The sequence below is a fragment of the Pseudoalteromonas luteoviolacea CPMOR-1 genome, from assembly GCF_001625685.1.
Taxonomy (GTDB): Bacteria; Pseudomonadota; Gammaproteobacteria; order Enterobacterales; family Alteromonadaceae; genus Pseudoalteromonas; species Pseudoalteromonas luteoviolacea_K.
The window spans coordinates 1-25,998 of the sequence record NZ_AUYC01000012.1; the positions used below are offsets into that span (position 1 = coordinate 1).

The following is a 25,998-nucleotide window of genomic DNA, read 5'->3' on the forward strand; positions in this document are numbered from 1 at the left end:
TCAACCCAATAAAATTTGCCGCACATTGCGGCGCTAGAGATACCATGAATATCGAGTTACTCGGAATATCAAGCCATCAATTAGAACCATCAACTTCCGGTTACCCAAGTGATTGGGAAGAGTTTGATGTTCTCATAGAATTAGACTTGTGCTTTGAAAATCATCAAGCAGATAGCGTGTTTTTTGAATTCTATGTGGCCTCTCCCAAGGCAATTGAAAACCGGACTATTAATTCATTTATGCCACCTACATTGGTACTCGAAGAATTTGATTGGAATGTTATTAAGTGTCATATTTCAAAGTTACTTTTACATGCAAATGGCAGTAATTCGTGGGCAGAAGTTGCAACAAGGCTTGCTGGCCAAATTAGGCCAACTAGTTTGAGTTGCTTTCCGTTCTAAGTATCTCTAACAAGCCAATTATGGCAAGGGCGCAAAACGCATGGCTTGCGCTCTTTCGTCGCTAAGTTAAGCCATGCATTTGTGCGCCCCATATTGGAGCGTTATATGCCTATGAGTAAGCTATTAATAATCACAGCATTTTTTATTTCGTATGATGCTGTGGCCGAAGTATCAGATAAAATGGCGACAATACCTGAACTATGGTTGCATGGTTTAATATTTGGTGTTCCCGTTTACTTTTTGACAGCATGGCGTAAAGGGTTTTTATTTCTTGGTATTTCGTTTGCCTTATTATTTGCTTACGCGGCATATGCGACTTTAAGTGATCCTTATGTTGGCGCAGCAATAATTAAAGAGCAAGGCATACCTTATATCATTGCCTCTTATAGCGCAGCCGTAATAATTGCTTTATTTACTGCGTTTGGTTTAGTTAAAAATAGCTTTAAATTAAAAAAACGGCATATAACAAGGCCGTAAAACCAAGGGCACAAAACAGCAGGCTTGCGTTCCTTCGACGCTAATTATAGCCTGCTATTTTGCGCCGGTTAGGCAAGCGTTATATGCCTAAGGAAGAACTGTGGGTTTAATCGAAGCTATCTTGTTGGGATTGCAATTTAAGAGTTTAGAAAAACCTCTTGTGTTTTTCTCTATGTTAATTGGATTTCTATTTTTTACTTTAGCTGGTTTTGGAATGCTTTATGGTGTTTATGATATTGCTATAAGCAGTAAAGATGGCAAACTTCCATTTGTTTTAGGTGCAACTGCATTTTCAATGTTGTTTTTTGGTCTTGCAAGTGTTTGTGGTTATATAATCAAACGCTGTTTTGCCAAGGTGTAATCGGCTTATAACAAGTCACTCAAAAGGACAAATAACAGTTGGTTTTTGCTCCTTCGTCGCTTATTTTAACCAACTGATATTTGCCTCTTAGTGAGGCGTTATATTTCCTTTGGAGCCTGTCGTGATTCTTAACAATGAGTATGGGGTCATGATTGCAAGTGATGTCAGTAACGGTCGAGACGGAATAGGAGTTGAGATTTACTTCAAGGGTAAGTTGATACTCGAGATATTTCGTGATGACACAAAAAAGTCGCGTGAAGTGACAACTTATGACAAAGATATACCGCTAGAGGTTGTTGAAGCTTCTATAGAATTATTTAAAAAAGAAATACCTTGGGATTTCCAAGATTAGTTCATTGGAAATATAACAAATTAATTAAACAATGGACGCAAAACAGCAGGCTTGCGTTCATTCTTCGCTTAGTTGAGCCAGCTATTTTATGCCGTTTATTTGCGGCGTTATGTTTTACGGAAAATAAGCTCAGAAATTAATATAAGATTAAATAAAGGGAACTTTATGAAAGAAGCTATGGATGAATTAATAAATGAGGCAAAAGCTAAACTACTGTTTTGGAATAAGATTGAAAGCAAAGCCGTTAAAGTTGCGATCGTATTTGTTTTTATTGGCTTAATCGCTTTAAAAGTATTTACCACAGTACTTACTTTTGATTGGCTGAAAAATTTATTCGTTTAATGAGTTCACGACTAAGTAAAACATAACATGCTGCTCAAGCGGGAGCGTTAACGTTTGGCTCGGTTTCGCTTTGCTAAATATCTCAGCCAAACATTATCAGCCCTTTAAAAGTGGGTTAGGCATTCTAATGAGTATCGAAGTTCGTAAAGCAAATTTTGATGATTTCTCAGCATTTAAAATGTTGTGGCAATTTTACCAATATCATCAAAGTTCATTTTCCTTAGAAGATATCGATGAACAAGGAAAATTTTATATAGATGAAAGTTATCTTGAGGAAGTGTTAAGAGGTCAAGATGAGTGTAATGCTTACATAGTTCTAAGTGAGCAATTAATTGTTGGGTTTGTAACGGTTGAGCCAACTGAAATCATGGGCGAAGAAATGCCTGAACTTTCAGATATTTTTATTTTACCTAAATATAGAAATCAAGGTATTGCTCAGCTTGTTATCGAGCTGTTGATGCATACAAAAGAATACAACGAATGGCATGTTGCTGTTTACCGCAATGATAAAAATGCTCTAAGTTTTTGGGAGAAGCATTTTAAACAATCAAATTACTCAGGCGTTAAAAAGGTAAAAACGTCTGATTCTGAAGAGTTTCATGAGTTTGTTGTACAAAATGCCTAACAAGCAGTGCAACAGGGACAAATATTGTTTGGTTTTTAACTGGGCGTTATAAGCCCTTTGGAGTTTAGTGAATGAAGTCAGTATGGGTATTCAATAAAAACAATGCGGACTTTTCTGGTGGTGTCTTCAGTGAACTCGAATTAGCTGAAAGTTGGATAAAAGAAAATTCACTGACTGGGGTACTGACTAACTACCCACTTGATCAAGGTGTATTTGATTGGGCAGTAGAAAATGACATGCATAATATTAAGCCCGAAAAATTAGCTGAAAAAAGTAAACAGCCTAATTTTATCGGTGGATTTACTACAGCTAGTCAAGAGCATTATCATTACCAAGATGGCGCTCGTTCATAAGGCTTAAAACAAAGCGAATTAAAAGTGCGGACCAAAAACAGTTGGCTTTATTCGTGCCTCACAAATTTTAGTCAACTATTATTAGCCAGCTACAACGGCGTTAGTTATAAAAGAAAAACTGAGTATTCATATGGACACCTTGCTTAAAAATCTAGAACAGATCGCTGCTCAACAAAATTTGATTTCAAATGCGATAGCAGGCGCTAAATTGTGGGTTGCTTCAGAGGATTTTGGTATTGATAAAGCAATAACCGATAAATTTAAATTCGAATTTCATTCTCACAAACTGTGTTTTAAACATGAATACATCGAAGTTTCGTATATTGAAACCAATTTAAATGTTTTACTCGAAGAGGAAGAAGTTGGTTATTATTCTTGGCAAACGCAGTTAGATGGTGAAGTTATAGACGATATGTTAGTTATTACAGATAATGAGTTAAAGTATAGTTAACAAGTAACTAAAAAAGGACGCAAAATAGCAGGCTTGTGCTCCTTCGTCGCTAATTTTAGCCTGCTATTTTGTGCTGTTTACAGTAAGCGTTAGCTATATAAGGAGTCAAATGAAGTATAAAATAGTACCTGTAAGATCGGATTTCTTAGATAAAATTAGAAATGTAGGTATAGACGATCAAAATCAACCTGTAGAAGTATTGGAAGCAAAAGGCGGGGAGCCATGCCGAGATGTACTTCGTGGTGCAAAGGCTGGTGAAGAATTAATATTGGCCAGTTATTGCCCTTTCACAAAACCAGGCCCATATAAAGAGTATGGGCCGATTTTCGTGTTGGCAAACTCAGAGAGTGAGGAGTTTGATAATACCAAACTGCCATTACCAAATGGATCTGAAACCGATTATTTAGGCCACACATTTGTGTTAAGAGCATACTGTAGTAACGAGCGTATAATAGACGCAAAATTGACATCGCCTGAGCAAGCCGAATCAGATCTTGAAGTGTTTTTAACCAATAAAAAGGTCAGCTTTGTCATTGCAAGATATGCAGCTTACGGTTGTTACAGTTTTAGAGTGGAACGTGCGGCATAGCTAATAATTTAATTATTAAGGGCATTTTTACACTGACGCTTCGTTAAAAAGCATGTAAAAATGCCTAATGTTAAGGCGCTATATGCCAAGGTTCCCCTTCGAGTTTTCTTTTAAAGTTAATCAGTGTTCTTGTAGGAGTATTTGTATTAGTTACTGTTGGTTTTTTTATTCATCAGTAAATCATGATGCAAATTTTGATGTCGATGAAGAAATTACTATACTCACATACGATAAATGCCAGTCAAGAAGCGAAATTGTTATTCCGGCTAATAGCAACATGCACATCGAATTAAATATCAGGCTAAGTAACAACAGTTCTAATTGGAACCACGATATAAATACCTATGCGCCTTCTATTTATATTTACTCTAAAGGCATATCGTTAAATTTACTTAAAAATTCATCAATTCTTAATTATGCACAGTTTTCTGACAGTCGGCACACTCAAATTATTTAAAAAATGGACAACGAGCTAATTAGAAAAGCATTAGGTTTGGCATGTAACAAATCACTCGTGCAGGACAAATTGCTCATAGTGAGCGCGTAATAGTTGGCTCGCGCTCGCAAATTTAGCCATTTTTTTCGCGTCATTTCGAAAGGCGTTATATTACTGAGGATTAAATATTGAAAAAAGAACAATTGGCGCTTTTAAAAACTCTACAGAGGGCATTGTTAGAAATTCGAATAATTGGCTTTAAAGGCCAAGACTCTGGACTATCTGTAGAGCAAAGCGAGTTTATAGCTGACATCGCGGATGCTCTGCATAATATCCCGGATGCAATAACTGATGCCAATTTTGATTTGGATTTTCACACTAAAATTATGCTTGGTGGTTTCGATGATAAGTATGGTACGACAACAAATTTTAGGTTGCTGGAAATCTATAACCACATTTTGCAAAACGAAATATAATAATGGCAACTAAACGGAAACAAAATGGTTGGCAGGTTTCACCTTTGCCGCTATTATAGCGAGTTACTTTGTTCCGCTTAGTTGGTGTTATCAGCCCGGAATCCAAGTGACTTAAGGAGATTTAAATTGATTACTTGCTACTTGAAATATGTCATAGACCCGTACAAATTGTCCGAATTTGAGACATATGCAAAACTCTGGATACCACTGGTCAACAAGTTTGGTGGAACACATAACGGATATTTTCTGCCTTCTGAAGGCGCGAATAATATTGCATTAGCATTATTCACTTTCCCAAGCCTCGCAGAATATGAGAAGTATCGAGCAAACTCTTTTCAAGACCCAGACTGTATTGCTGCTTTTAAATATGCAGAAGAAACAAAATGCATCATAAGTTATGAGCGAAGTTTTTTTAAACCGATCTTCGAATGAATAATGCTGTTTAAAAGTGAAAAAATTCAGTTAGCTGACTTCTTCGTGCCAGTTAGCAAGGCGTTATCATTCTTTTGAGGTATACGTGAAAATTTTTAAATACATTGGTTTTGGTTTGTTGAGCATATTTCTATTTTTTATAGGAATAGCAGTCATTAGTTCCATTAATCAGGCTAAACAGAGTGAGACATTTATCCCTTTTATTAAGCAAAACATGCCGGAAATAGCTAAATGGGATAAAGGGGTATTTGAGAATTTACTGACAGATGAGGCTTTTAATTCAATAACACCAGATCAATGGGAGCTTTACTTAAACAAGGTATCCTCACTAGGTAGACTAGAAAGTGTAGGCGAGCTACGTCTTGAAAATACTAGCTCTTTTACTTCGTTTAGTGGTGACACACAGTCTACAGCAGTGTATACGGTACCTATGAATTTCACTACAGGTCAAGCACACGCAAAGCTTGTACTCATACATACAGATGAATTAGGTGTAAAAATTCAGCACATCAAATTTCTATCGGACCATTTGATGCAATAGGACTCATAAGAAGTCTGTTTACGGCAAGCGTTAGCGCGACTAAGAGTAGTCGTGCATCAAGACATGGAAATGATAGTTTCGATTATCGAAAGCATCAAGCAGGCACCTAGCTTTTTTAAAGACAACACCCCCAAAAAGATAAAAAATGAGACATGCACAAATCTATTGCATTGTCGGTATCCGGCGGAGTTGTTTTATTTTCAGAGCAGTTCAATAAAGGCGTTTGTTCAAAAGAGGTAAAATGAAATGGTTCTTTAACCATTCCTAATTTGGTGACATCCGCTTAACTTATTGTTATGGTTGGGGGCGCAAAGCTCATATCTGAATTGCTGTTGTTATGTGAGATTTGTCGTAGATAGCAATGTTTGCAGGTAAAGGAGCATGTATGCAAAATTTGAAAAAAGTTAAAGTGTTAACCCGTGGATAGTCAGCGCTGATTGCTGGTGTTTGCTCAGGTCTTTCTGATTATTATTGTTTAAGGAAAAATGGTCTGCGTTTAGCTTTTATTCTGTTTAGTATAATATCTTTCTTTTTACCAGCTATTGTGTACATCGTTTTGTGGCTAATTTTACCCAAATACCTTTCGACACAAGCTATGGCTAGGCATTTGAGGCGAAAAGCATTGCTAAAAAAGAGTCTCACCTGCTAACAAAAAAATGAAACCGTGGATACAAAGCTGTTGGTTTTGTTCGCTCCCGATAAATTTTAAGCAACTATTTTTCGCCGTTTATTTGCGGCGTTGGTCATACCAAGAGGCTCGTGCTAGAAATGAAGTATGGGGATTTATTTCAAATTGAAGAAGTGGATTATAGTAAATATCGGACTTGTCGAGGTGCTGCTAACCGAGCGGAGTTTGAAAGCGTTATTGAAACGATACGAGATCCTAACTCTAGCGTGGATGAACTCGATGATGCGATAAATGACGGTCTATGGGATCTCTTCTCTCATCAATATACTCTGTATTCTTCAACCCCTTTAGCCCTTTATTTAATACTTAGCCGTACAACTAAAGCTGAGAGAATTAAGCGGGTTGAGCTAAGTGAATTCATTAAACTGTGCAAAAGCCGAGGCAATGAGGGTATTTTTTTAACAGAGCAGGAGCTACTTGCGAACAAACGCGGAGAACTGCCTATATTTTCAATCGCTGATATACTGCGCAAGTATACCTAACAAGTTAATCATCAGGACATAACATCATAGGCTTGCCACAAGGCGGCCGTGAAGATTATAATTTTCTTACTGTTAACGCGTTATACAACTATGGATAGTTTAGAGTATGCCCAATCCTTTTATTCCTGAATCATTTAAGCCACCGACGTTTTTTGATAGTGAAAATTTTCACTTCAGAGTTCTGGAAGAAGGCGTTGCTGAGTTAGACTTTGAAGCAGTCATGTCCAGTCAAAAAAGGCTACAAGGAATATTTGGCCCAGGAACTGAGTGGCCTAAAGTTAATATGACCCTCGAAGAAAATATAGAAAGCTTAAAGGTTCATAAGCAAGAATTTGAATCCAGAGATGCTTTTGCATATTCCGTATTTAACAATTCAAAGAAAAAATGCCTAGGCTCTGTTTATATAGATCCAAGCCAATCACTAAATTATGACTGTGAAGTCTACTTGTGGATTCGAGATGATAGTATTACGTTAGAAAAAATACTTTATCAAACTGTCTTGAATTGGCTTGAAGCCGTGTGGCCTTTCTCAAAAGTAGCATTCCCTGGCAAGTCGATTTCATGGCAAGCTTGGACCAATGAATTAAAAGTAAAACCAAATAGGGCAAACACAAATATATTGCCGTAATTTTTTCTATCTTGTAAAAGTGTTTGTCCAACTTGTTCTTTATCAAATATCACTGTTATTCGTAATTGACGTTCTTCATTGGTTTCTAATTTGGTCGTATCAAATTAACTTATTATTGTGATTTACGATATGATAGTGTGTCTGGCTTTATGATTTGTATAGCTGAGTAATATAATGTTGAAATTGATGGTTGGGGCTGTATCGTGCAAAACGATACTTAATAAGCCATGCAATAGGGATAAAACTTATGGCGATTCGCTTCGCTCAAATTGCGCCTACCATTTTTTACCCGTTAATTGGGCTTTGAGAGTACTATGAAATTCATCGCAATTCTTTTAGTAATATTTCCCATAATATCTTTTGCAGATAGCCATCATAAAGAGTTCAAAGATATTGATTTAATTGGCTCTATTCTAAGTGAGTATGAAGAACCCTATGTATTTGGTGGTCAGTTTTCCGCGCATACATTTTTGCTTAGAAATGACGAAATGGGCAACACTAAACATATTGCTATTAAATATGATGACTTTGGCAACGAATCTACCCAGTTTATTTATAAAGTGAATGGACCATGTTGCACTTATTATTCGTTAAAGCTTGTTGATGAAACGGAGTACTTTGTCATTAGTTACTCTCCAGGGAGAGGAAGATCATTAGCTATTTTCTCTGTATCCGAGTCTAAGCAACCAGATTTCGCTGGCACTCCAGTACTAGAACAACTCAGTGGTGACGAGCCTTATACTAATAATACGTTTAAGGTCTCTAACTGTGGGCTACATAGTGAGGTTAGAGACTTAGATAAAAACGGAAACTGGATTATGGTTCCTGAGGTGGCTTATATAACGCCATCAGGGATCGAAAAATCAAAGGTTAGTGATAGTATGTGCATAAAATCCATGACGGAGCTGAGTACTCGTAACAAGTCACTTAGGCAGGCCTCTTAACCGTTGACCAAGTTATGCTTCGTTTCATACTTTAGCCAACAATAATTTGCCTCTTTGTGAGACGCTAAGGAAGTTTATGCGTTTATTACTTGTCATCGCTTTGATGTTTATTCCTGAAAAAGTTCAGGCAAAACCTTATGATGTGTCAACATTCCAAAATACTAACCAATTAATCTGGGATGAAGGGTTTAGATCTCATATTCAGGTATTCTTCGGCGATGAGAAAGGGCGTTACTTTTGGAATGCCCCTGTTGCAGAACAAGTCAGAGCTGGATTTGGCGGGCCTTCTGACAATATAACTCAGCCAGCGGAGAACATATACTTGGCATCGGCGTGTCGACAACATTCGTGTCCTGAAAAAGCAGCTTATATTACGGATGGAACACAAGAGCTCTTTGCTATAATTTCGTTTTTCTGCCCCAATGCCAAAAAGCAACCCTCTTATCAGGGGGATGGGTGTTTGGTGATCTTCTATAAAAACAAAAAATCAAGAATTCAGCTATCTAAATATCTTGTTGATTGGAAAAATCGACATCAAAAACTGGCTTCGGTCGAGTTAGTATCCGTAATCTAATAAGCCAGCTGGCGCGCTGTATTTTAAGGAGAGTTTAGTGGGTGAAAAGGTTCAAAAAGCACTCAATGACATTATATACTTTGGTTGTCACGTTATTGTCGGAATCTAACGAGACAATCACAAACATATTTTTGTAGCTCTATTTAAATTTAAAATTCTCAGTCGATTTTTCATAAAAATCAATATCTTGCACTAATAACCTCAGTATGCCTTGAGTTATATATTTCCGACTATGGTGCCTTTGATGGCGTATGACCTATTTGTTCTTTTCTAATTTGGTGACATCTGTTTAAGTTATTGTTATGGTGAGAGAAGTAAAGTTCGTACCTGCATGGTCGCTGTTATCTGGCAGGCATAGTACTGTTGTTAAGTGATATATGTCATAGAAAAATGTGAGTGATAGGGAGTATGTATGTCGTATTCAACAAAACTTGAAGCGGCACAAAGAGAGCTTGAAGAAGCAAAAGTGAATAAAATTAACATGATGCCCCCACCATATAGGCTACTAAGGAAGCTAGGGGTTAAAATTGTGCCTTTTCATTACAATCGTTTTTTATCCAATTTTGTGATCGCTTCGGTTTGGTATATGCCTATATTGTCTGCGCTGGTATTTTGGCACTTAGATGACATTTCAATCGCTAATATTTTTGCTTTTGGTTTGTTTAGTAGCTTGATGTTGGGGTTATGCACGGCTGCTTATTATAGAAATAGCGCAAAAAAGCACAAATTAAGCGCTTGGGCACAACTGTAGCTAAATGGGACAGTCACAAGTATATTTCTGTAGTCGAGCTATCTCGTAAAAGCCTCCTTCCAATTAGTACACCATATCAATACCCTGAACTCGTAACTTCAGTACGCCAATCAGCCTCAACCTACAGGCATTAAGCAAAGATATTGTCTGCTAATATTGATGAAAGGGCAGTGTGCTATCCGTACTACGATTTCCTGTTCAATCAATACAATGATTAACTTTTGTTTGCAGGCTAGGTGACTCGGAAACGGTTCTACTGCCTCTTCACACGTGTTTTTGGGTTCAATAAATTATGAAATGGGATGAAGGCGGTTATTCAATAAAGGTAATATGAAATGGCTCTTTAACTATTCCTAATTTGGTGACATTTACTTAACTTATTGTTATTGTTGAGGACAGTAAAGCTTGTATCAGCATCACTGTTGATTGCAGGTGTTTGCTCAGGTCTATCTGATTAGTACTGTTTAAGGGAAAATGGTGGGCTTGTGCTCCTACGTGGCAAATATAGCCAACTAATTTTGAAGTTTATAGCAAGCATTATAAGTTAGGGTTGAGTACTAAGGATGAAACTAGAAAATGATATAGGGTTATCTAGCGTTTTCGTCGACTTGAGTTTCGTTTTGCTGATCTTTTTTGTTTTAGCATTACCCTTGCAAAGAGACTCTGCAATTTCACTAATAAAAGGTAACTCAGTTGAAAACTGTGGCCAATTTGCAAATTGGTGTAGTCATAATGCACCTATAAAAGTGGCGATTGAAAATGACGGAACAGTGCGGTTTTTCCGATACGGAGAAGATGTAACATTCAATATCAATGAAGTTAGTGAAATCAATCAATATATATATAACCTACAGAGTGAATTCGAAGCAGAATATGCGTGGCTATATATATCGGAAAATGTATTGGTTAAGAATAGTATTTCGGTCTCATCTTTACTAAAGCAAAATGGCATAATTCATATTGTGTGGACTGATTTGTAACAAGGTCGTAAACGCGGACAAAAACCGTTGTCTGTAATGCTTAGTTTCACATTGCGGCTATCAACTTTTTGTCAGCTGAAGTAGTGTGATAGGTAATGAGAAACACGTGTAATTATTAAAAGTGATCCCATTCGACAAATATATGATAACCTTTCTTGAATTCAAAGATGAGTTTGCAAACTTGGAAAAGGGCACCATATAAGATTTGATTAATACCTGGGAACAGTTATGCAAACAAATTGAAGATGTCCTCATGATAAAAAAGCTACAAAACCTGAAATGGTTTCAGGTTTGCGTTCACCCTTCGTTAATTTAGCCAATCTTTTTTCGCCTCTTATATGGGCGGTATATTTACGTGGAGTTTAGCCGTTGAAATTTAGTCTATTTATATTGTTTCTTATGATCACATTGAGTGCTCAGGCAGATCAATCAGCTAATCATTTAGCCCGATATATTGGCAAACTAAACATGTACGACGTGACATTTACATTGCTAGACTCTAAATGCAGCACGTCCTATTCATTGACGAAAAAGCAAGTTGAAGAAATTGACAAATTAACTTTAGAAAAAACAGGGGTATCATATAAAAAATACACTTCAATTGTAGGCGACCCTGAACTTACGCTAGAAATGGCTGAAGAAGCAATTCAACCGCTCCTCGATAATAATTGTAATGCTAGATTGCTAGACCATTGGCATTATAGAGTATCGAAAGGCGTCGATAAAAATTTATCAGAACTGAGAAATGCAGAACCAACAAGTATGCAAATAAAGTAAGTTTAATAGCTGTTTAAGGTGATGTTTTACTGCTTAGTTGACGCTCACTCTTCACCAATTATAACCAAGCATTTATTTGCCTCTTAGTGGGGCGTTATACGGGTAAGGAAGTATAGTGCAATATTGGACAGGGCCTTCAGAATCACATTTTGGTGAAGGTACAATTTGGACTGAGTTTGCAGATGAGGGGCATGCCCTTCGTCAGGTAGAAAAGTATGATGGGAAATGGTTTTCCTCCAGAAATGACTCCGAGGATGAATGTTGGTTATACGATGGCAACATAAGAGATTTAGAGCTTTCAGACTCAAGAGAGATTTCTAAAGAAGAATTTGAAGTTGTGTGGCAAAGGTCGGCATAACAAGTTACTTTAATTGTATGGTGGGCAATCAGTCTAATTGTTGTCACTCTGCATATTGAACAAGGAAATATCCGCCCAATCGTTTGAAAATTTACCTCGTAACGGGGGGATAGTATCCACATTCAAATACACTGCTGTTGGTATAACGAACTTATATTTGTTACCTTTCATTTGTTCGTCGTTATTTTTAACGCTTTCTTTAGTTTATATCCAGCGATACTATCTGAGTGGTAGTGCAACGAATAAGCGCTAAACAAGGATAAAATGAAATAAGCTTGACGCTTCTTTTGATTTTAGCTTATTCAACTTTGACTGTGAGTTTAGCCTTATGTGCTTGGTGAGTTATGCGTGAGCATTTGGATATCAATGGAAAAGTGCCAAATCTAATTGATCACGTTCTTGAGGAGCTACTTTGTACTGAGATGTGGTCAGAAGGTACGCTAGAGGATCAAGCCAATGTCATTTATCTTAAGGTTAATGGCTGTTGGTTCCGCCACTTTTTTGATTGTGCAATTGTATTTTGGCGTAATCAAGATAAAGCGCCAAAGTCATATGAAATGCAAGAATTAGATTCATATTTTAAGGTAGTAGACCTCGCTCACAATCTTGATATTAAAGGCTTAAAAATCCGCAGTTTTGAAACTTATTCTATTAAAGGCGGATCTGAGTTTGTATTTACGTTTGAGAACAGTCGTTCAATTGTGTTCACTAATATAAATGATATTACCGTATATAGAACATAACAAATGCTGTAAGCGCATCACACAATAAAGTTGGCTGTGTTCTTTTGTTGCTAACCTTAGTCAACTTTTATGTGCCGTTTACGGCAAGCATTATATTTTCAAATAGTATGTGGCCATTTTCTAGATCTAAAGTGTACATTGACGGTAAAAACCTAGCTATATTTGAAGCAGGTCAAAAGAAAATAGTGTCTATTTCTGAAATTACAGAGGTCTCTTATTGTTGGGATCTGTCATTAGGATTTAGAGATTGTTTAACTTTTAAGTGTGCCGCTGAGCAGATTGTTGTTGGTACCCTTCCCAGAAATATTGACAGCACGTTAAGCGTACTAAATAGCCAGCTGAAAAATGGTTCTTTACCACACAAACTTGAAGACCTTATTGATGAAGCACTGCTTAGTGATACTGTAATACTTTGGCAAAAAACATAACAAGTTAATTCAATAAAGAATACAAAACGCTTGGCTTGTGTTCCTTAGTTACTAATTTTAGGTAAGCATATGTACCAATTATTAGGGTGTTCGGTGTACTTATGGTAGAGCATCAGCAATTGTTGAATTTTGCTAGAGACGGAGAGGATATTTGCGTCACGCTATATATTGCTAGAATTGGTTTTTCACTGGCGAGATATTGTTGTGGTGTTTTGAGTGGAGAGACACTGTAAATAGCTGTCTTTAGTGCAGTTTTTTGAAATCTTTTCTTTAAGTTAGCTTTTAGGTACAGTGGCGAAACTGAGTTCAAAGTCGGTCTTAGTTCCTCGCTTTTCAATTTAAGCTCTTACTAGAACCATCATTTATCAGCCGAACGCGTCTGTCCAATTTTGTTTTCTAACTGAGGTGTCATATACCCTTATGAAATATCTGATTACTTGTTTATTATTGTTAGTTTCTCCACTTGTTTCTGCATGTAAATGTATAGAATTTAATGTTGGTCAATATGTGTCAAATGCAGAAAAAGTGTACCTCGGTCGTATTGTTAGCACCCAAATGCTTGGAGGTAAAGGCAATATGTCTGCAACTTTGAGAGTGGATGAAAAGTACAAAGGGGACGTTTTTGAGCTAGAAGAGGTCGTTCAGAGAAACAGTCGCTGTTCGTTATTTTTTACTTTAAATGAGGAATATCTGGTGTTTGAAGGGAAAAGTGGCGAAGTGAATCAGTGCAGTATGCGAAACATCCGATATCTTCGTGACTTGGAAAGTCAGTTAAACGTATTGAGCACACTTGCAAAGCAGGGGATATGACAAGGCTGTACAGGTGGATAAATAACACCTGACTTTGTTTATGCTCCACAAATGTTAGCCAACTTTGTGATATCAGGTGTTTATTGATGGCTCGTACACTCACTTTTATACTTATTTTCAACCTGGTTGCTTGCTCACCTACGCAACCTATTTCGAAATATAGGAACGTTTATGGAGTCAAAGTTGAGGCTACAATATCTATTGAACTCGCCCAAATAATTATCAACCATGTAAAAAAGTGCTCAGATTTTAGCTGTATAACGGATGATGAGCATAAATGGATATTGAATTGGTTCGATGTCTATGAATACGATAAACCTTATAGAATAAGCTTGTATACTGTAAACAATTTTAAAGTAGAAAATAAGCGCGTTTATTTAGTTGAGCTAGATGTTAAAGATGACTTCGGTCATTTGTCTTACTGTCTTATCGAAGAAAATGGAGGTTTTAAAATTATTGGTATTTCACATGGTGAAGTTGGATAAAACACATAACTAACCAATTAAGCGCGGGACTGTGAAAGCTTGGTTCGGTTCCGCTTCGTTACACTTGTTTAGCCAAGCAGTATTTGCCCCCAATGGCGGCGTGAGGTGACTCTATTGTTTAGTATTCCAGAATTGGGTAAGAAGTTTGAAGTGACAATCGTCGATGTATTTGATTTAGGCCTTATTGTTGAATCAAATAAAGGTGATACATATCAGTTGAGAGTCCCAGAGTTGACAGATAGGTTTCAAGTTTTAGATAGAGAAAGTAGGTTAAAAGAGGTTATCGGGGAGACAATATCCGTCTATGAGTTTGTTGAAACAAAAAGGGCACGTAAGCCAGCTATCCGAGTCAGAACTAAAACACAAAGCGGATATACATAAAAAACGTATGATAAAAATGCGATAAGAATATAGTAAAGGTTTTTAATTGTTTCATTTATATACTTGAGTTGCAGGTAAGGGCTCAATGTAGTTGGCTTTTACTCTCTTATCGCATATTATAGCCCGCCGCAAATGGCCTATTAATAAAGGCGTTCGATGATTTTGGAATATCATGCGTATAAATCTATTTCTCATACTGCTATTTATGTCAGCCAGCTCCCTAGCTCAAACGTTAATTACTGAAAAGTATAAGCTAACCATTGCTGAGTTATGTGAAGAGGGCGTTGTCGGCTGCGATAATGTCGTTTTGAATATACTTGAGTATGGAACCGGCGGTGAGCAACGAATTAATGGTGAAGCTTTTCACACTCATTGCTCAGATGGCACTACGCCATGCGCATTTCAAGGCTACAGGTTTAAAGCCAAGAATCAAACATACAGAATATTAAACAACGGTACTTTCCAAATTTTTGATAATAATGGTGAACAAGTTTATTCAGGAAAAGGAAAGTGGCAGTAACTGTCGCATAACAAGCACTTAAACCAAAAAGCGCAAACCATTGGGCTTGTGCTCCTTCATCACGAATTTTATTCAACGATTTTTTGCCGCTTAGGCTCTGGTTATTACTGCATAAGCAGTGACAATTAGATATTTTCTTTTTTAGATATTAGTTTTTATAAATGTAATTTTGGAGTTTTACGTGAAAAAAGTTTTATTTATCACATTGTTTATTAGTTTTCTGGGTGGCTGTGTTGCAATGGGCCCATCACTTAAAGATGCACCTATACCAGAAGGAGATGAGCCAGTAGTTTACGTTTATAGAGAGTTTAGTAAATTTGCGATGGGTGCTTATGCAAAAGTTTATTTAAATGAAGACCATGTCGCAAATTTAGGTATGAAGGGGTTCACTTGGATAAATGTAAAGGAAGGAGAAAATAAAATTGGCGCTTTTCAGGGTCTTGCACAATTCGATGATGGAACGCTTAATCGCGAATTTTCGTTGCAAAAAGGAGAAAAGCTATATTTGAAGATCAGTACAAGCCATCTTACTTCAAACGGTATGACTGTAAGAATACAGAGCTTAGATAAAGTTGACGAAAAAACAGCCCTTGAAGAATTGGCTAACTATTCTTACCAGGCTAACTTCTCGAATAGATAACTTAACTGGTTATTATATCGGAGCAAAATCCAGTTGGTTTTTTTGCTCCTTTTTCGCTTACTTGACCAGCTATTTTTAGCCAGCAAGGCAAGTATTAGGTGAATCATGGGGACAGGTACCATGAGTAAGTGTTTGTAAAATTATTATTGTTTGGCATCTTCTTTAACAGCTAAGCTGTTTTGGCTAAATACTCCAGTGATTTTTCAAATGCCCCTGTTGTCACAAGAGCGTATTAGTTCATTTAGGTGTCATTATTAAACAACTCTAAACTGGTGGGGTAAGTTCTAAACATGGCTACTCCCCAACGAATTCATGTATCAGTGTTTTGAATGTTGTAAATGTGGACAAACTATAAGATCACAACCTGATTGCGGTGCTGTATTCACTTATCAAATTAATAAAGTTATGGACGCAAAAACAGCACATCCCTCGCTTAATTTAGTCTGCTATTTCTCGCCGTTGTGTAAGGCGTTAGATTTTATGGAGTATAAATGTTTAAAGTCTGTACCAAACTTTTAATTGTGTCTTTTCTTGTTTCTGGTTGTGCAACAACTACAGTTGAATATGATGAACCGACCGCTGGGGACAGAGCTAAAGTCAGGTTTGTTGCCTCAGGCCATCACGGTGGAGAGGCTTTGGTGGTTGGCTTCGATACTGCTAACTGTGAAAATGCACAAAATAGAGTGTCGTTATATGCAAAGATGCATGGTAGTTTTATTAAATCAAAAAAGGTCGGTGTTCCTTTGTGGAATTACGGCGACTATGCTGCTAATGCTAAAGAGTTTTATTTTGAAGCTGGTAAACCGAACAATTTTTTAATGTATAAAAAGCATAGCGGTGTGGGGGTTAGCACGTCTTGTGGTTCCTTTATATCAACTTCATTCGAGAAAGATAAGAACTACGAAATTGACTTTAATACAAATGGCTGCACAGCTATCGTATACGAAATTCAGGGCACCGATGGTGTATATAGTCGTGTGCGCCAGTCAGTTGGAAAAAATGACATCTCAACGATGCCTAATTCCTGCATCAAAGAATATAATAATAGAGTAGGAACTAAGGTCCCGCTTAATAATTAAAACCTAACCAGTTTTATAGTCAGATCTGTAATAGTTGGCTCTGTTTCGCTTTGCATTATGACCAACTATTGCTCGCGGATTAAGGTTATGTGGGGCTTCTGAGGAGCGCTATGAGCGTGAGTCGAAATTTAATTAAGTTTAATTCTATTAATTACCGTCAAGGATAGACCGAAGTTGTCGAGGTATTCACAGTGGTTACATTAATGTTGAAACAACACAAATCCACCCCGATATAGATATTACAGACATGGATTTTGATTCAGCTGTGACTCCGTTTGATGATGTTGCATAGGTAACAAATACGGAAGTTGAGTATTGGAGAAACTGAATCTCTTGTTGAGCAGTGAAACAACGCAATTATTTTGTCTAGAGGTAAGGTCAACATATAATAAAGCGAGCAATTCGACATGTAACGTCAAGTTTTTGCGGGGTATGATTAAGCGTCAGCATAGCCTGACAAACGTTTTGGTAGTTTGTTGTATATGAGCGCGTTAGTTGTATAAATTGAGGGCGAGTATAATGAAATGGATAGTCTTCTTTTTAATGTTAGTCGTATCCTATTTTTCATTAGGAAAGGGCGATAAGCTTTTGATCTCTTCATCAAATGAATCTGTTGAATTCAATTTAGTTGAAGGGGGGGAGTTCATTGTTATTAGAGAGAATACCACGTTTAAATTATTTATTAATACGGCGTTTATTGAAGATGGTAAAGTCCACGTAGTATACTATTGCCAATTTGATGGAGATTTAGGGTTTGGTATTGGTGAACTATCAAGTCTCTCTTTTTCTGTTAATGAAAGTAAAAGCTACAGCTGTAATAGCGATATAAAATCGCTTTATATTTTACGAGTAGGTAATTGACGAGCGTATTAAGCTAATGTCGTTATTTTTTTGCGAAAACTTTATTCTAAAAATAATAAGAAGCTAATGATCTTATACATAGGTTAAAGCATTGAATAATTCTCGATTCTCTCTTTCTTACCCAGTAATTTTACTTGGTAAACGAGTTTGTATGGAAAAAGCCATGAAAAAATTAAAATTACTATTTCTTTTATTTATTCCTGTGGAAAGTATAGCGAGTGATATTACTGATAAAGAAGCGGAAAAGTTATTAATCTTAGGTCAAAAATACTTTTCGAATCAGCAATACTCAAATGCACTCGTTGTTTGGAATAAATTGATATCAACTTCAGCGCTCGGAAAAGAAAAAGTTATTCAGCTTCAGTCAATTGCTGAATCTAACATTGGTTACATTTATTCGAATGGGTTAGGAGTGAAAGTTGATCACAGCAAAGCAGAAGAATATTGGTTAGAATCCTCTAAAAAAGGAAATATGGAGGCGAAATACCATTTGTGCTATACCTACGGCGGTAAGAAGATTCCTGGGAAAGGAATAATTGAAGCGTCACAGTTCTGCAAATCAGCTTATAATTTTTATAGTAGTAAAACTAACAAAGAATATAGTGATGAGTACATTATTGATCACATAAGTAAATTCTACAGGGAGTATAAAATGGGGGAGAAAGGTCTTGAACGAGTTAACGAAAAGTAACTAAGCGATCTATATAACAAACTAGCTGAAACTCTGGGAAAACTTTCTGCTAGCGCCTCATGTACAGCAGATAAGCTGTTAAACAAAGCGCACTAAAACAGGGTTGTGTTTCTTTGTTTCTAATTTCAGTCTGCTACTCTTTGACTACGAGGTGGATACTAGTTGCTAAGAGGACACATGGGGACTTTAAACAAAATACAAAATTGGTATTTTTCTCAGTGTAATGATGATTGGGAACATGCTTTCGGGATAAAAATTGATACTCTAGACAACCCTGGGTGGTCACTAAGAATTGATTTAAGTGAAACATTATTGGAAGGACGAGCTTTTACTACAATAGAAGTTGACTATGACTCCGACAAAAATTGGATCATGTGCAAGGTAGAAAATAACCAATTTATAGGGGCTTGTGGACCTCTAAAACTCGAAGCGATGCTTAATATTTTTTTGGATTGGGCAACAAAGGGCAGCTAAGCAATCAGTCAATCCGATTTCAACACGCATTTTTTTCGCGAATGCTTAAGACGCCATCTCCAATGGTAAGCTACCGGGCTTATTTTTTAAGAAAATATCCTCCTTTTTCTTATAATAGCAGCATTTTTTGCGTCCCCAAATTTACCTTTTAGGAAAAGGCGTCATGTGACTAGGTAATTCAAATGTATTCAAATAATGACATTAAGCCTATTGAACCTGCGATCAGCGTGATAAAACGCCAAGATATGTATTTCGGTTCAACTGGGCTACAGGTTAAAAGATAGCGAGCGCAATTACTTAGGGGGCTTCATTCTCGGATGCACAAATACAGATATTCGCTTGATCAACGGTTAGTGGCTTATTTGTGATGATATTGATTGATTAAATATAGAAAGCAATGTGGATGTTAATCAAGGCAATATTTTTGATGGTTTGCATTTGTTTCCTGAAAAGGAAGTAAATAGCCATAGAAGTGAGTTTGTTGCTCGATTATTTTCTAAGGAGCTAGCCATATGGAATGGTACTGCAATAGAAGTAATAAAAGGCGAAGAAAAATTATCAGATAGCTTTCAAGTGACCATAGAGTCTTTAAGGAAGTATAAAAGAACAATAGGATTCAAATTTGAGGCAGTCGTCAAAAAATAGTTAAGTACATAATTTTATTTGTGTTTTATTGGTTTTATTCATAAGTTTTGGTTCTAGATTATGGGGGGATACTTAGTCGATAAGTTACAACAGTATGCTGGTGGGAATGTAGTTTTTACTGGACTTTTAGTATCGACTATATCCGATGAAACAACCTATGGAGCTTTGAATCGCAATGAACTGGGATTTTATTTGAATAAACACTAAATTATTCACCAGCGGGTGTCGGGTTTTTTATTAAAATATAATCTGGATCTTGAATTCTGTCGCTCATAACAGGTTTAATAGTTGACGTAAAACCGAGATTTTACGTTTCTTCTTCGAAAGTTTGGGTCTTTTATTTGGATGGTTATGCGAAGCTTTATAATTATATTACTTTGTTTTTTTAATATTAGTCTTTTGGCATGTGAAGATGAGCATGTGATTTCACCGTTTGCTACAGAAGTACTTGACTATAATGGTTTTGATAACAGCTTAAAATACTTTGAAATCCTGTCTCCAGTTCAAAAGGGTAATGTTTATTTGAGTAGTATCACTGCGCGTGTGAAAGGAAAGTTTGAGTTTAATTTAGATATACGGGAAGATCGAACCTATAAAGGTAACTTTTATATTTCTAGCTTGGGGATCCCAGAAGATCTGCTTGATAAAGTAGAAATATTTATAGCGTACAATACAACTAGGAAAGACCGAAAGACAGTGATCTTTTGTGGAAATTTTGATTACTATAAATTAAGTGAACTACTTAATTTTGAAAAAGCAAAACAAGCACCGCCACCACCTCCAAAGTTGCCACCTAATGATTTGTCAAATAGCATATAAAAATGTTCTAAAAAAGGGATAGAAATCGAAGGGTTGTGCTAAGTTTATCCTGTTTCGTTGTTTCGTTGTTTCGTTGTTTCGTTGTTTCGTTGTTTCGTTGTTTCGTTGTTTCGTTGTTTCGTTTAGCACAGCGTTATACTTTAACTTGAGGTAATTTTGTTTGAAAATGGAATTCAACACATAGTCGCTATTGTTTTTATTTTCAGCTCATTTCCTGTTATCTTTAATGCAGGGCTTGAAATTATCCTTTTAGAGGATTTTGGCTAACTATTTTAGCCATAGCAGTGTCACTTCTTTATTGTGTACTTGCAGTACTATCTTTGTATTATTCGCCCAATGCACAAAGGCTGAACTATCAGGTTTTTAATTTTACTGGGCCTTGTTTCCTAAATATTTGAACTTCTGACCTTTTGCGTGATCAGATCAAAAAACATAACGCAACTCAAGCTTCCATGACAAAGAAAATTAAAAACTGGTCTGCCTATAACCGCGCGTTGATACAGCGTGGCAATATTGCTATTTGGCTCAGCGATAACGCTATTCAACAATGGCAAACCGCAGAAAAACACGGTGGTCGTGGTCGTTCAAATAAATATACTGATTTTTCAATTGAAACTTGCCTGACACTTCGGTCTGTCTTTAATTTGCCACTTCGAGCGCTCGAAGGGTTCGTTAATTCACTCCTCAATTTAATGGATGCACCTATTCACTCCCCTGGTTACAGCTGTTTGTGCAAGCGAGGAAAGACACTAGATGTTCAATATTGAACCAAGCCAACCACGCAGGGATTTATTGATATTGTTGTCGATAGCACCGGCCTAAAAGTTTATGGTAATGGCGAATGGCATACCCGAAAACACCGAGCCAGCAAGCGTCGAACTTGGCGTAAATTGCATTTAGCGATAGATGCTGCCAGTCATGACATTGTCAGTGCAGAGCTATCAATGGTGAATGTATCAGATGGTGAAGTTTTAGGTGATTTACTACGGTCACTACGGAGAAATGTTGACAGAGTAACCGGTGATGGTGCTTATGATACGCGTGATTGCTATGATGAAATTGCAGCTAAAGGTGCCGTAGCTCGTATTCCCCCAAGAGAAAACGCCCAATATTGGGAGAAAGGTCATCCGAAAAACAGCGCCATAATATTAATACATCAATTTGGTTTAAAACACTGGAAGGAAAAGTCTGGCTATCATGAGCGTTCGCTGGCTGAAACGGGCGTTTATCGTTTTAAACAGCTTACGGGTGACAAATTAACAAGCCGCACCTTCAACAGCCAACACACAGAAGTAATGATTAAAGCCAAGGTGATCAACACGATGAACAGGCTAGGTATGCCTGAATATTGGTAAAAATAACAAGGCCGTCAGTAAAGGCCTATTTGATCAACAAGGCCGTTATCATTAGCTATTTAGTTGTATTTTTTTTATACTGAACGATTATGTCGTTGATATCTTGGGGATCTGATGACCAATCAACGGGAAATTTGTTCAAAGTTCAAAGTTGAATACGTTCCATGCTACAAAAGCGATAAATTAGGTATTGCGATTGAATCAATTGGCAAACAACCAATACATGGTTTGAGGCATAAAGCTGAAAATGGCACATGTGGATGGTATATTTGGTGTGGGGAAGCGCTGCTAAATGACCCTGACTTTTTTAAACCTTTGCATGTAAGTCACGTTAATCAGTACCTACCACAAGTTCTTCCATACTTAGCTCTGCCTCCGGGGCATAGGTTTTTGTTGGCTGATGGGTATGAGGATGTTTGGCAAGATCGTAAGTTACTGGGAATATGACACGTTAAATCACCCATGGTTTCGAAGCAGCAGGACTGTGCCTTATTTGTCGCTTAGTTTAGTCAGCCATTTTCCGAAACTCCTTTAGGGATTATATGTCAGAGATAGCAATGAAAGTTCGTGCCAAAGTTACTTTTTAGGTTTTAGAACGACCGCCATACATATTTAGGCATATGGGTCAAAATGTATGGCCTATAATTCGCTAACTCGATGAAATTGAGACAAATTTCAGACTACTTTTTGAGGAAGGGAGAGAAGCATTTGACGGAAATATCATTGAGTTAGCAATGTACTTTGTGGATGATACACTTCATGAAACCAGAATGTATCTGGGGATACCATTTAAACTGTTCGTTATGGATATTAAAATTGCTGAGTGCCAGATTTTTAGTATCATAAAATAGTATTGTATATTAATGCGAATTGGATGGTAAGTTTATGTATAAACTTATTTTTATAACTTTCACTTTTTTTAGCTTTAATAGTATAGCGCTTCCATATGGCGGTTATTGGAGCCCTGGCTTTAAACGTTCTGTCTGTTTATTATGGCAAACTTCAACCGTTGAAATTCCACCGGGTTTAACTGTGACTATTTCTTCTAACTTTTCTTATAAAGGAAAAGGCTATGAGCTTTCTGAATTGCAAAAAAGTTATGGTTTTAAAAAAGAGCGCCATGTTTTGGAGTTTATTCTTCCCGAGGTGTATAACAGTTCATATGTTAAGGTGGATTACCCCTTGGAGCTCTATGTCAATGGCGAAAAATTAACTAAAGTACAAGTGAAAGATACTCAGTACTTTTACCTAACTGGAAAAACTGTGTCTGATATTCTAGCACGAGCAGAAAAAGGTCATGGTTTTGATGCAAAACTAAAGTCTATATCTGGAGAGATTCATTCTGTAAACTTTAACGATGAGCAGCTTGCTCTGAGTACAAAAATGCACTTTACTTGCTCTAAAAATATTACATAATCAAGTCGTAGACGCAAAGAATGAACAATTGGCTTTATACGTGGGCTCTAGAAATTTGAGATCAGAGTTTTATCGGCTCATATAGGCCTTAGGCGGCTATATGGTATTTGAAAGTATTTGAAGGTGGAAGTATATAATTAGTTGACTTACTTTGGAGTCTCAGGGAGTTTGTTCTAGAAAAAAGAGCAGTGTTAAGTACCAAATCAGAGGTGATATTAATCACGAATAGGCTTTCGTTGTCTTGATGAGCATGGACTGACAGAGATAGCGCGCAATCCCTCTAATACTGACTACCTATAAAGTAAAAGATCATGGTTGGTACTTAGAAAGACCACTTATCTTTTCTTGGGAAATAGTGACGATTGACCCCACTTAATCATGACTTCCAGTGAATATTTAGAACCAATTATACGCAATCGTCCAACCATAAAAAAGCTGGGTAAAGTAGAGTCTGTTGTTAACTCACAAAGGTAGCATTCATACATAACTACTAGCTTTCGACAATACCACTCCAATCTTGTTCAACAGTGATTGACTGATTATTGGTTTGAACATTCAAAGGTTAAGAGTCCTAATTATTTAGACAATAAGACGACAACATAATTGGTTGGGTGAAAAAGTAAAAATAAGCTGGTTCTGCTTCTTAAGTACGGCATTTAAACTTGTCACTTCTTAATTTGATTAGTAGCTAAAGCCTCAGTTGCCAATAATATCGATTTTTTGAGTATGTGGGTTTTATGTTTCCTTTATTCTGATTTATATATTAAGGCTTTCTGGCTATTTTTTAGTTTTAAGTTGAATTCTTCTTGAGCTTTGGTTGTACATTTATTTTTGATTAAAATTTTCTCTCCTTAGATGCATTTTTATCATAAAAATGGATATGAAATTGTAACAATCTGTATAGATGGTTAAACGGAATAATGTCGCTTGCATAAGGGGTAAAACATAGTAAAAACAAGTATTTAATGAAAATTTAATTTTATTTTTTTAAATGTATAGCCTCAAAATTTTTCAAATTTCACTTTTATAGAATGGCTAAGTTAATTTGATTGTTTCTAATTGTTTCTATGATGGTTACAAGTAGTTAGGTTATTGTTACTGTCTTATGTAATCAAGTGCGTATATGAATAGTCGTTATTATGCGTCAAGAGATACGCTGTAGTTTTGAAGAAAAAAAGGAGTAATTGAACAATGTCAGAGCTTTCTGAGTATCAGGTAAATATCAAAATTAAGCTATGTGCTTTATGGTCAGCTGTAATGTCACTTTACATTTATTGTGATTATTTCGAGCTTTATACACCTACAAAAATTGAGTCGATGATCAATGGGACGACTATTTTTGGAGCTGGAGATCAAACAGTTTTGCTTGGGTTGTCTTCGATAATGTTGGTCACGAGCTTGATGATTTGTTTATCAGTATTATTACCAGCAAAAATCAATAGGATATTGAATATAATGGTTGGGTTAATAATGACAGTTATGCTTATGTTCCTTGCTTATGCTGTGGGTTGGTATTTTTATAAAATGTATGCTGTTGTTGAGTCAATTCTGACCATGGTAATTGTTTGGCTTGCTTGGAAGTGGCCAGAAGAACCCAAGGTTTAACAAAGCCTCAAAGTAGGGTCCGTATTGGCTTTGCTCGGATCTACTTCGCTCAATGAAATTTAAATCAATTACTTATTGCCTTAATTGGCATTATAAGCCATTAGTTTTGAGTATTTATGTTCAATAAGTTTAGTTTATTAAGGAATAGTCGTGTCTAAAAAAAGTATTGCAAGACTCGCTGGGTTATTTTATTTGGCAGTCGTTTTGACAGGGATATTTAACCTTATTTATGTACCATCTCAGCTTATAGTATGGGGAGATGCAGCAGTAACGGTTAATAACATTCTTAATTCTGAGTTCTTATTCCGATTAGGTATTGTGAGTGGTGTACTCTGCTACATTAGTTTTTTTGTATTGCCGTTTATTTTGTACAAACTATTTAAGTCAGTTGATAAAAATTACGCTTTTCTCATGATAGCACTCGCTGTTGTCAGCGTTCCTATTTCTCTTTTCAATATGATCAATAAAGTTGACGTGCTTACGCTTCTCAGTGGAGCTGAATATCTAAAAGCAGTCGATACCGAGCAAATACATACGCAAGTGATGCTATTACTCAGGTCTTACAATAATGGGATTTCAGTAGTTCAGATATTTTGGGGTCTTTGGTTGTTTCCTTTTGGTTACCTTGTTTATAAGTCGAGGTTCCTTCCTAAAATATTCGGAATTTTATTGATGATAGGCTGTTTTGGGTATTTGATAAAATTCTTTGGATACCTTCTTTTTCCAAATGTAGCCATTCCTCTGTTTGTCGAATTGCCAGCTTCATTTGGGGAAATTGGAATTTGTTTGTGGCTTTTGATCATGGGGGTTAAAGATAAACCAGCGCAAGGAGTAAGCTAATCCATGCTTAGAAAGTTGTTATCAAACTATTGGATTACAATATTGTCAGCGGGGAACCAAAACAGGCGTTTTGTTTAGTTTTCTCTTTGTTTGGTGCACAAGGCACAAAAGGAGTGTGGTGCATGGACAACCCTAAAAATAAATTTAAAGTTTGATGGCAGGGATCTCAAGTTAATGGCCTCTAAAAA

At 36.6% G+C, this 25,998-nt stretch carries 38 protein-coding genes and 1 pseudogene; all 39 read left to right on the forward strand.

From position 1 onward, the window contains the following. Window positions 1–401: Imm8 family immunity protein (locus tag N473_RS01735; RefSeq protein WP_231099503.1), on the forward strand; the 401-nt coding region annotated here is incomplete at its 5' end. 111 nt (window positions 402–512) lie between these two features. Further along, window positions 513–878: a hypothetical protein gene (locus tag N473_RS01740; protein ID WP_155735506.1), complete on the forward strand. Its 366-nt coding sequence runs from the start codon at window positions 513–515 to the stop codon at window positions 876–878. 100 nt (window positions 879–978) lie between these two features. Beyond that, window positions 979–1,239, forward strand: a complete 261-nt coding sequence (locus tag N473_RS01745; protein WP_063366451.1) for a hypothetical protein — start codon at window positions 979–981, stop codon at window positions 1,237–1,239. 121 nt (window positions 1,240–1,360) lie between these two features. Beyond that, window positions 1,361–1,591: a hypothetical protein gene (locus N473_RS01750; RefSeq protein WP_231099504.1), complete on the forward strand. Its 231-nt coding sequence runs from the start codon at window positions 1,361–1,363 to the stop codon at window positions 1,589–1,591. Between the two features lie 165 nt (window positions 1,592–1,756). Further along, window positions 1,757–1,933 carry a hypothetical protein gene (locus N473_RS26455; RefSeq protein ID WP_196766352.1) on the forward strand — a complete coding sequence of 59 codons (177 nt, stop codon included), beginning with the start codon at window positions 1,757–1,759 and terminating at the stop codon, window positions 1,931–1,933. Between the two features lie 127 nt (window positions 1,934–2,060). Next, complete coding sequence (locus N473_RS01755) at window positions 2,061–2,558, forward strand: GNAT family N-acetyltransferase (protein WP_063366452.1); 498 nt, start codon at window positions 2,061–2,063, stop codon at window positions 2,556–2,558. Between the two features lie 71 nt (window positions 2,559–2,629). Continuing rightward, window positions 2,630–2,911 carry a DUF7710 domain-containing protein gene (locus N473_RS01760; protein ID WP_063366453.1) on the forward strand — a complete coding sequence of 94 codons (282 nt, stop codon included), beginning with the start codon at window positions 2,630–2,632 and terminating at the stop codon, window positions 2,909–2,911. A 130-nt stretch (window positions 2,912–3,041) separates the two neighbouring features. Then, the gene (locus N473_RS01765) at window positions 3,042–3,362 is read left to right on the forward strand and encodes a hypothetical protein (protein ID WP_063366454.1); all 321 of its coding nucleotides are present in this window, start codon (window positions 3,042–3,044) and stop codon (window positions 3,360–3,362) included. A gap of 109 nt (window positions 3,363–3,471) precedes the next feature. Next, on the forward strand, window positions 3,472–3,951 hold the full coding sequence (locus N473_RS01770; RefSeq protein ID WP_063366455.1) for a DUF1203 domain-containing protein: 480 nt from the start codon (window positions 3,472–3,474) through the stop codon (window positions 3,949–3,951). 624 nt (window positions 3,952–4,575) lie between these two features. Further along, a complete protein-coding gene (locus tag N473_RS01775) occupies window positions 4,576–4,863 on the forward strand; it encodes a hypothetical protein (protein ID WP_063366456.1) in 288 nt (95 codons plus the stop codon). Between the two features lie 126 nt (window positions 4,864–4,989). Next, complete coding sequence (locus N473_RS01780) at window positions 4,990–5,295, forward strand: NIPSNAP family protein (protein ID WP_063366457.1); 306 nt, start codon at window positions 4,990–4,992, stop codon at window positions 5,293–5,295. A 214-nt stretch (window positions 5,296–5,509) separates the two neighbouring features. Further along, window positions 5,510–5,836 (forward strand): hypothetical protein, encoded by a 327-nt coding sequence (locus tag N473_RS25740; protein WP_231099505.1) that lies wholly within the window; start codon window positions 5,510–5,512, stop codon window positions 5,834–5,836. 436 nt (window positions 5,837–6,272) lie between these two features. Then, on the forward strand, window positions 6,273–6,485 hold the full coding sequence (locus N473_RS26685) for a PspC domain-containing protein (protein WP_269202329.1): 213 nt from the start codon (window positions 6,273–6,275) through the stop codon (window positions 6,483–6,485). Window positions 6,486–6,595: 110 nt separating this feature from the next. Further along, a complete protein-coding gene (locus tag N473_RS01795; protein ID WP_063366459.1) occupies window positions 6,596–7,006 on the forward strand; it encodes a hypothetical protein in 411 nt (136 codons plus the stop codon). Between the two features lie 106 nt (window positions 7,007–7,112). Continuing rightward, window positions 7,113–7,634 (forward strand): hypothetical protein, encoded by a 522-nt coding sequence (locus N473_RS01800; protein ID WP_063366460.1) that lies wholly within the window; start codon window positions 7,113–7,115, stop codon window positions 7,632–7,634. Between the two features lie 314 nt (window positions 7,635–7,948). After that, complete coding sequence (locus N473_RS01805) at window positions 7,949–8,578, forward strand: hypothetical protein (protein ID WP_063366461.1); 630 nt, start codon at window positions 7,949–7,951, stop codon at window positions 8,576–8,578. A 76-nt stretch (window positions 8,579–8,654) separates the two neighbouring features. Beyond that, window positions 8,655–9,152 carry a hypothetical protein gene (locus N473_RS01810; RefSeq protein WP_063366462.1) on the forward strand — a complete coding sequence of 166 codons (498 nt, stop codon included), beginning with the start codon at window positions 8,655–8,657 and terminating at the stop codon, window positions 9,150–9,152. A 412-nt stretch (window positions 9,153–9,564) separates the two neighbouring features. Beyond that, a complete protein-coding gene (locus N473_RS01815; protein ID WP_063366463.1) occupies window positions 9,565–9,903 on the forward strand; it encodes a DUF6404 family protein in 339 nt (112 codons plus the stop codon). Between the two features lie 563 nt (window positions 9,904–10,466). Further along, window positions 10,467–10,883, forward strand: coding sequence for a hypothetical protein (locus N473_RS01820; protein ID WP_063366464.1), 417 nt, complete (start codon window positions 10,467–10,469; stop codon window positions 10,881–10,883). Between the two features lie 369 nt (window positions 10,884–11,252). Continuing rightward, window positions 11,253–11,660: a hypothetical protein gene (locus tag N473_RS01825; protein ID WP_155735508.1), complete on the forward strand. Its 408-nt coding sequence runs from the start codon at window positions 11,253–11,255 to the stop codon at window positions 11,658–11,660. A gap of 115 nt (window positions 11,661–11,775) precedes the next feature. Next, a complete protein-coding gene (locus tag N473_RS01830) occupies window positions 11,776–12,018 on the forward strand; it encodes a hypothetical protein (protein WP_063366466.1) in 243 nt (80 codons plus the stop codon). Between the two features lie 344 nt (window positions 12,019–12,362). After that, entirely contained in the window at window positions 12,363–12,761 is a 399-nt protein-coding gene (locus tag N473_RS01835) for a hypothetical protein (RefSeq protein ID WP_063366467.1), read from the forward strand. A 131-nt stretch (window positions 12,762–12,892) separates the two neighbouring features. After that, window positions 12,893–13,189, forward strand: coding sequence for a hypothetical protein (locus N473_RS01840; protein ID WP_155735509.1), 297 nt, complete (start codon window positions 12,893–12,895; stop codon window positions 13,187–13,189). A 420-nt stretch (window positions 13,190–13,609) separates the two neighbouring features. Beyond that, window positions 13,610–13,999, forward strand: a complete 390-nt coding sequence (locus N473_RS01845; RefSeq protein WP_063366469.1) for a hypothetical protein — start codon at window positions 13,610–13,612, stop codon at window positions 13,997–13,999. A gap of 86 nt (window positions 14,000–14,085) precedes the next feature. Continuing rightward, a complete protein-coding gene (locus tag N473_RS01850; protein ID WP_063366470.1) occupies window positions 14,086–14,484 on the forward strand; it encodes a hypothetical protein in 399 nt (132 codons plus the stop codon). Between the two features lie 114 nt (window positions 14,485–14,598). After that, a complete protein-coding gene (locus tag N473_RS01855) occupies window positions 14,599–14,865 on the forward strand; it encodes a hypothetical protein (RefSeq protein WP_155735510.1) in 267 nt (88 codons plus the stop codon). A gap of 172 nt (window positions 14,866–15,037) precedes the next feature. Continuing rightward, a complete protein-coding gene (locus N473_RS01860) occupies window positions 15,038–15,385 on the forward strand; it encodes a hypothetical protein (RefSeq protein ID WP_063366472.1) in 348 nt (115 codons plus the stop codon). Between the two features lie 181 nt (window positions 15,386–15,566). Beyond that, window positions 15,567–16,025: a hypothetical protein gene (locus N473_RS01865; protein ID WP_063366473.1), complete on the forward strand. Its 459-nt coding sequence runs from the start codon at window positions 15,567–15,569 to the stop codon at window positions 16,023–16,025. 491 nt (window positions 16,026–16,516) lie between these two features. After that, window positions 16,517–17,104 carry a hypothetical protein gene (locus N473_RS01870; RefSeq protein ID WP_063366474.1) on the forward strand — a complete coding sequence of 196 codons (588 nt, stop codon included), beginning with the start codon at window positions 16,517–16,519 and terminating at the stop codon, window positions 17,102–17,104. 519 nt (window positions 17,105–17,623) lie between these two features. Beyond that, a complete protein-coding gene (locus N473_RS01875) occupies window positions 17,624–17,965 on the forward strand; it encodes a hypothetical protein (protein WP_155735511.1) in 342 nt (113 codons plus the stop codon). 151 nt (window positions 17,966–18,116) lie between these two features. Then, entirely contained in the window at window positions 18,117–18,656 is a 540-nt protein-coding gene (locus N473_RS01880; RefSeq protein WP_063366476.1) for a sel1 repeat family protein, read from the forward strand. Between the two features lie 177 nt (window positions 18,657–18,833). Next, window positions 18,834–19,130, forward strand: coding sequence for an immunity 53 family protein (locus tag N473_RS01885; protein WP_063366477.1), 297 nt, complete (start codon window positions 18,834–18,836; stop codon window positions 19,128–19,130). Between the two features lie 399 nt (window positions 19,131–19,529). Next, complete coding sequence (locus N473_RS01890; protein WP_063366478.1) at window positions 19,530–19,775, forward strand: hypothetical protein; 246 nt, start codon at window positions 19,530–19,532, stop codon at window positions 19,773–19,775. A gap of 351 nt (window positions 19,776–20,126) precedes the next feature. After that, window positions 20,127–20,594: a hypothetical protein gene (locus N473_RS01895; protein ID WP_063366479.1), complete on the forward strand. Its 468-nt coding sequence runs from the start codon at window positions 20,127–20,129 to the stop codon at window positions 20,592–20,594. 452 nt (window positions 20,595–21,046) lie between these two features. Then, window positions 21,047–21,949 (forward strand): annotated as a pseudogene (locus tag N473_RS01900) (IS5 family transposase). A gap of 114 nt (window positions 21,950–22,063) precedes the next feature. Beyond that, window positions 22,064–22,396 (forward strand): hypothetical protein, encoded by a 333-nt coding sequence (locus N473_RS01905; protein WP_063366480.1) that lies wholly within the window; start codon window positions 22,064–22,066, stop codon window positions 22,394–22,396. A gap of 438 nt (window positions 22,397–22,834) precedes the next feature. Beyond that, window positions 22,835–23,365: a hypothetical protein gene (locus N473_RS01910; protein WP_063366481.1), complete on the forward strand. Its 531-nt coding sequence runs from the start codon at window positions 22,835–22,837 to the stop codon at window positions 23,363–23,365. 1,191 nt (window positions 23,366–24,556) lie between these two features. Continuing rightward, on the forward strand, window positions 24,557–24,970 hold the full coding sequence (locus N473_RS01915; RefSeq protein ID WP_063366482.1) for a DUF6326 family protein: 414 nt from the start codon (window positions 24,557–24,559) through the stop codon (window positions 24,968–24,970). Between the two features lie 150 nt (window positions 24,971–25,120). After that, window positions 25,121–25,810, forward strand: coding sequence for a DUF4386 domain-containing protein (locus N473_RS01920; RefSeq protein WP_081220893.1), 690 nt, complete (start codon window positions 25,121–25,123; stop codon window positions 25,808–25,810). Window positions 25,811–25,998: the final 188 nt, after the last annotated feature.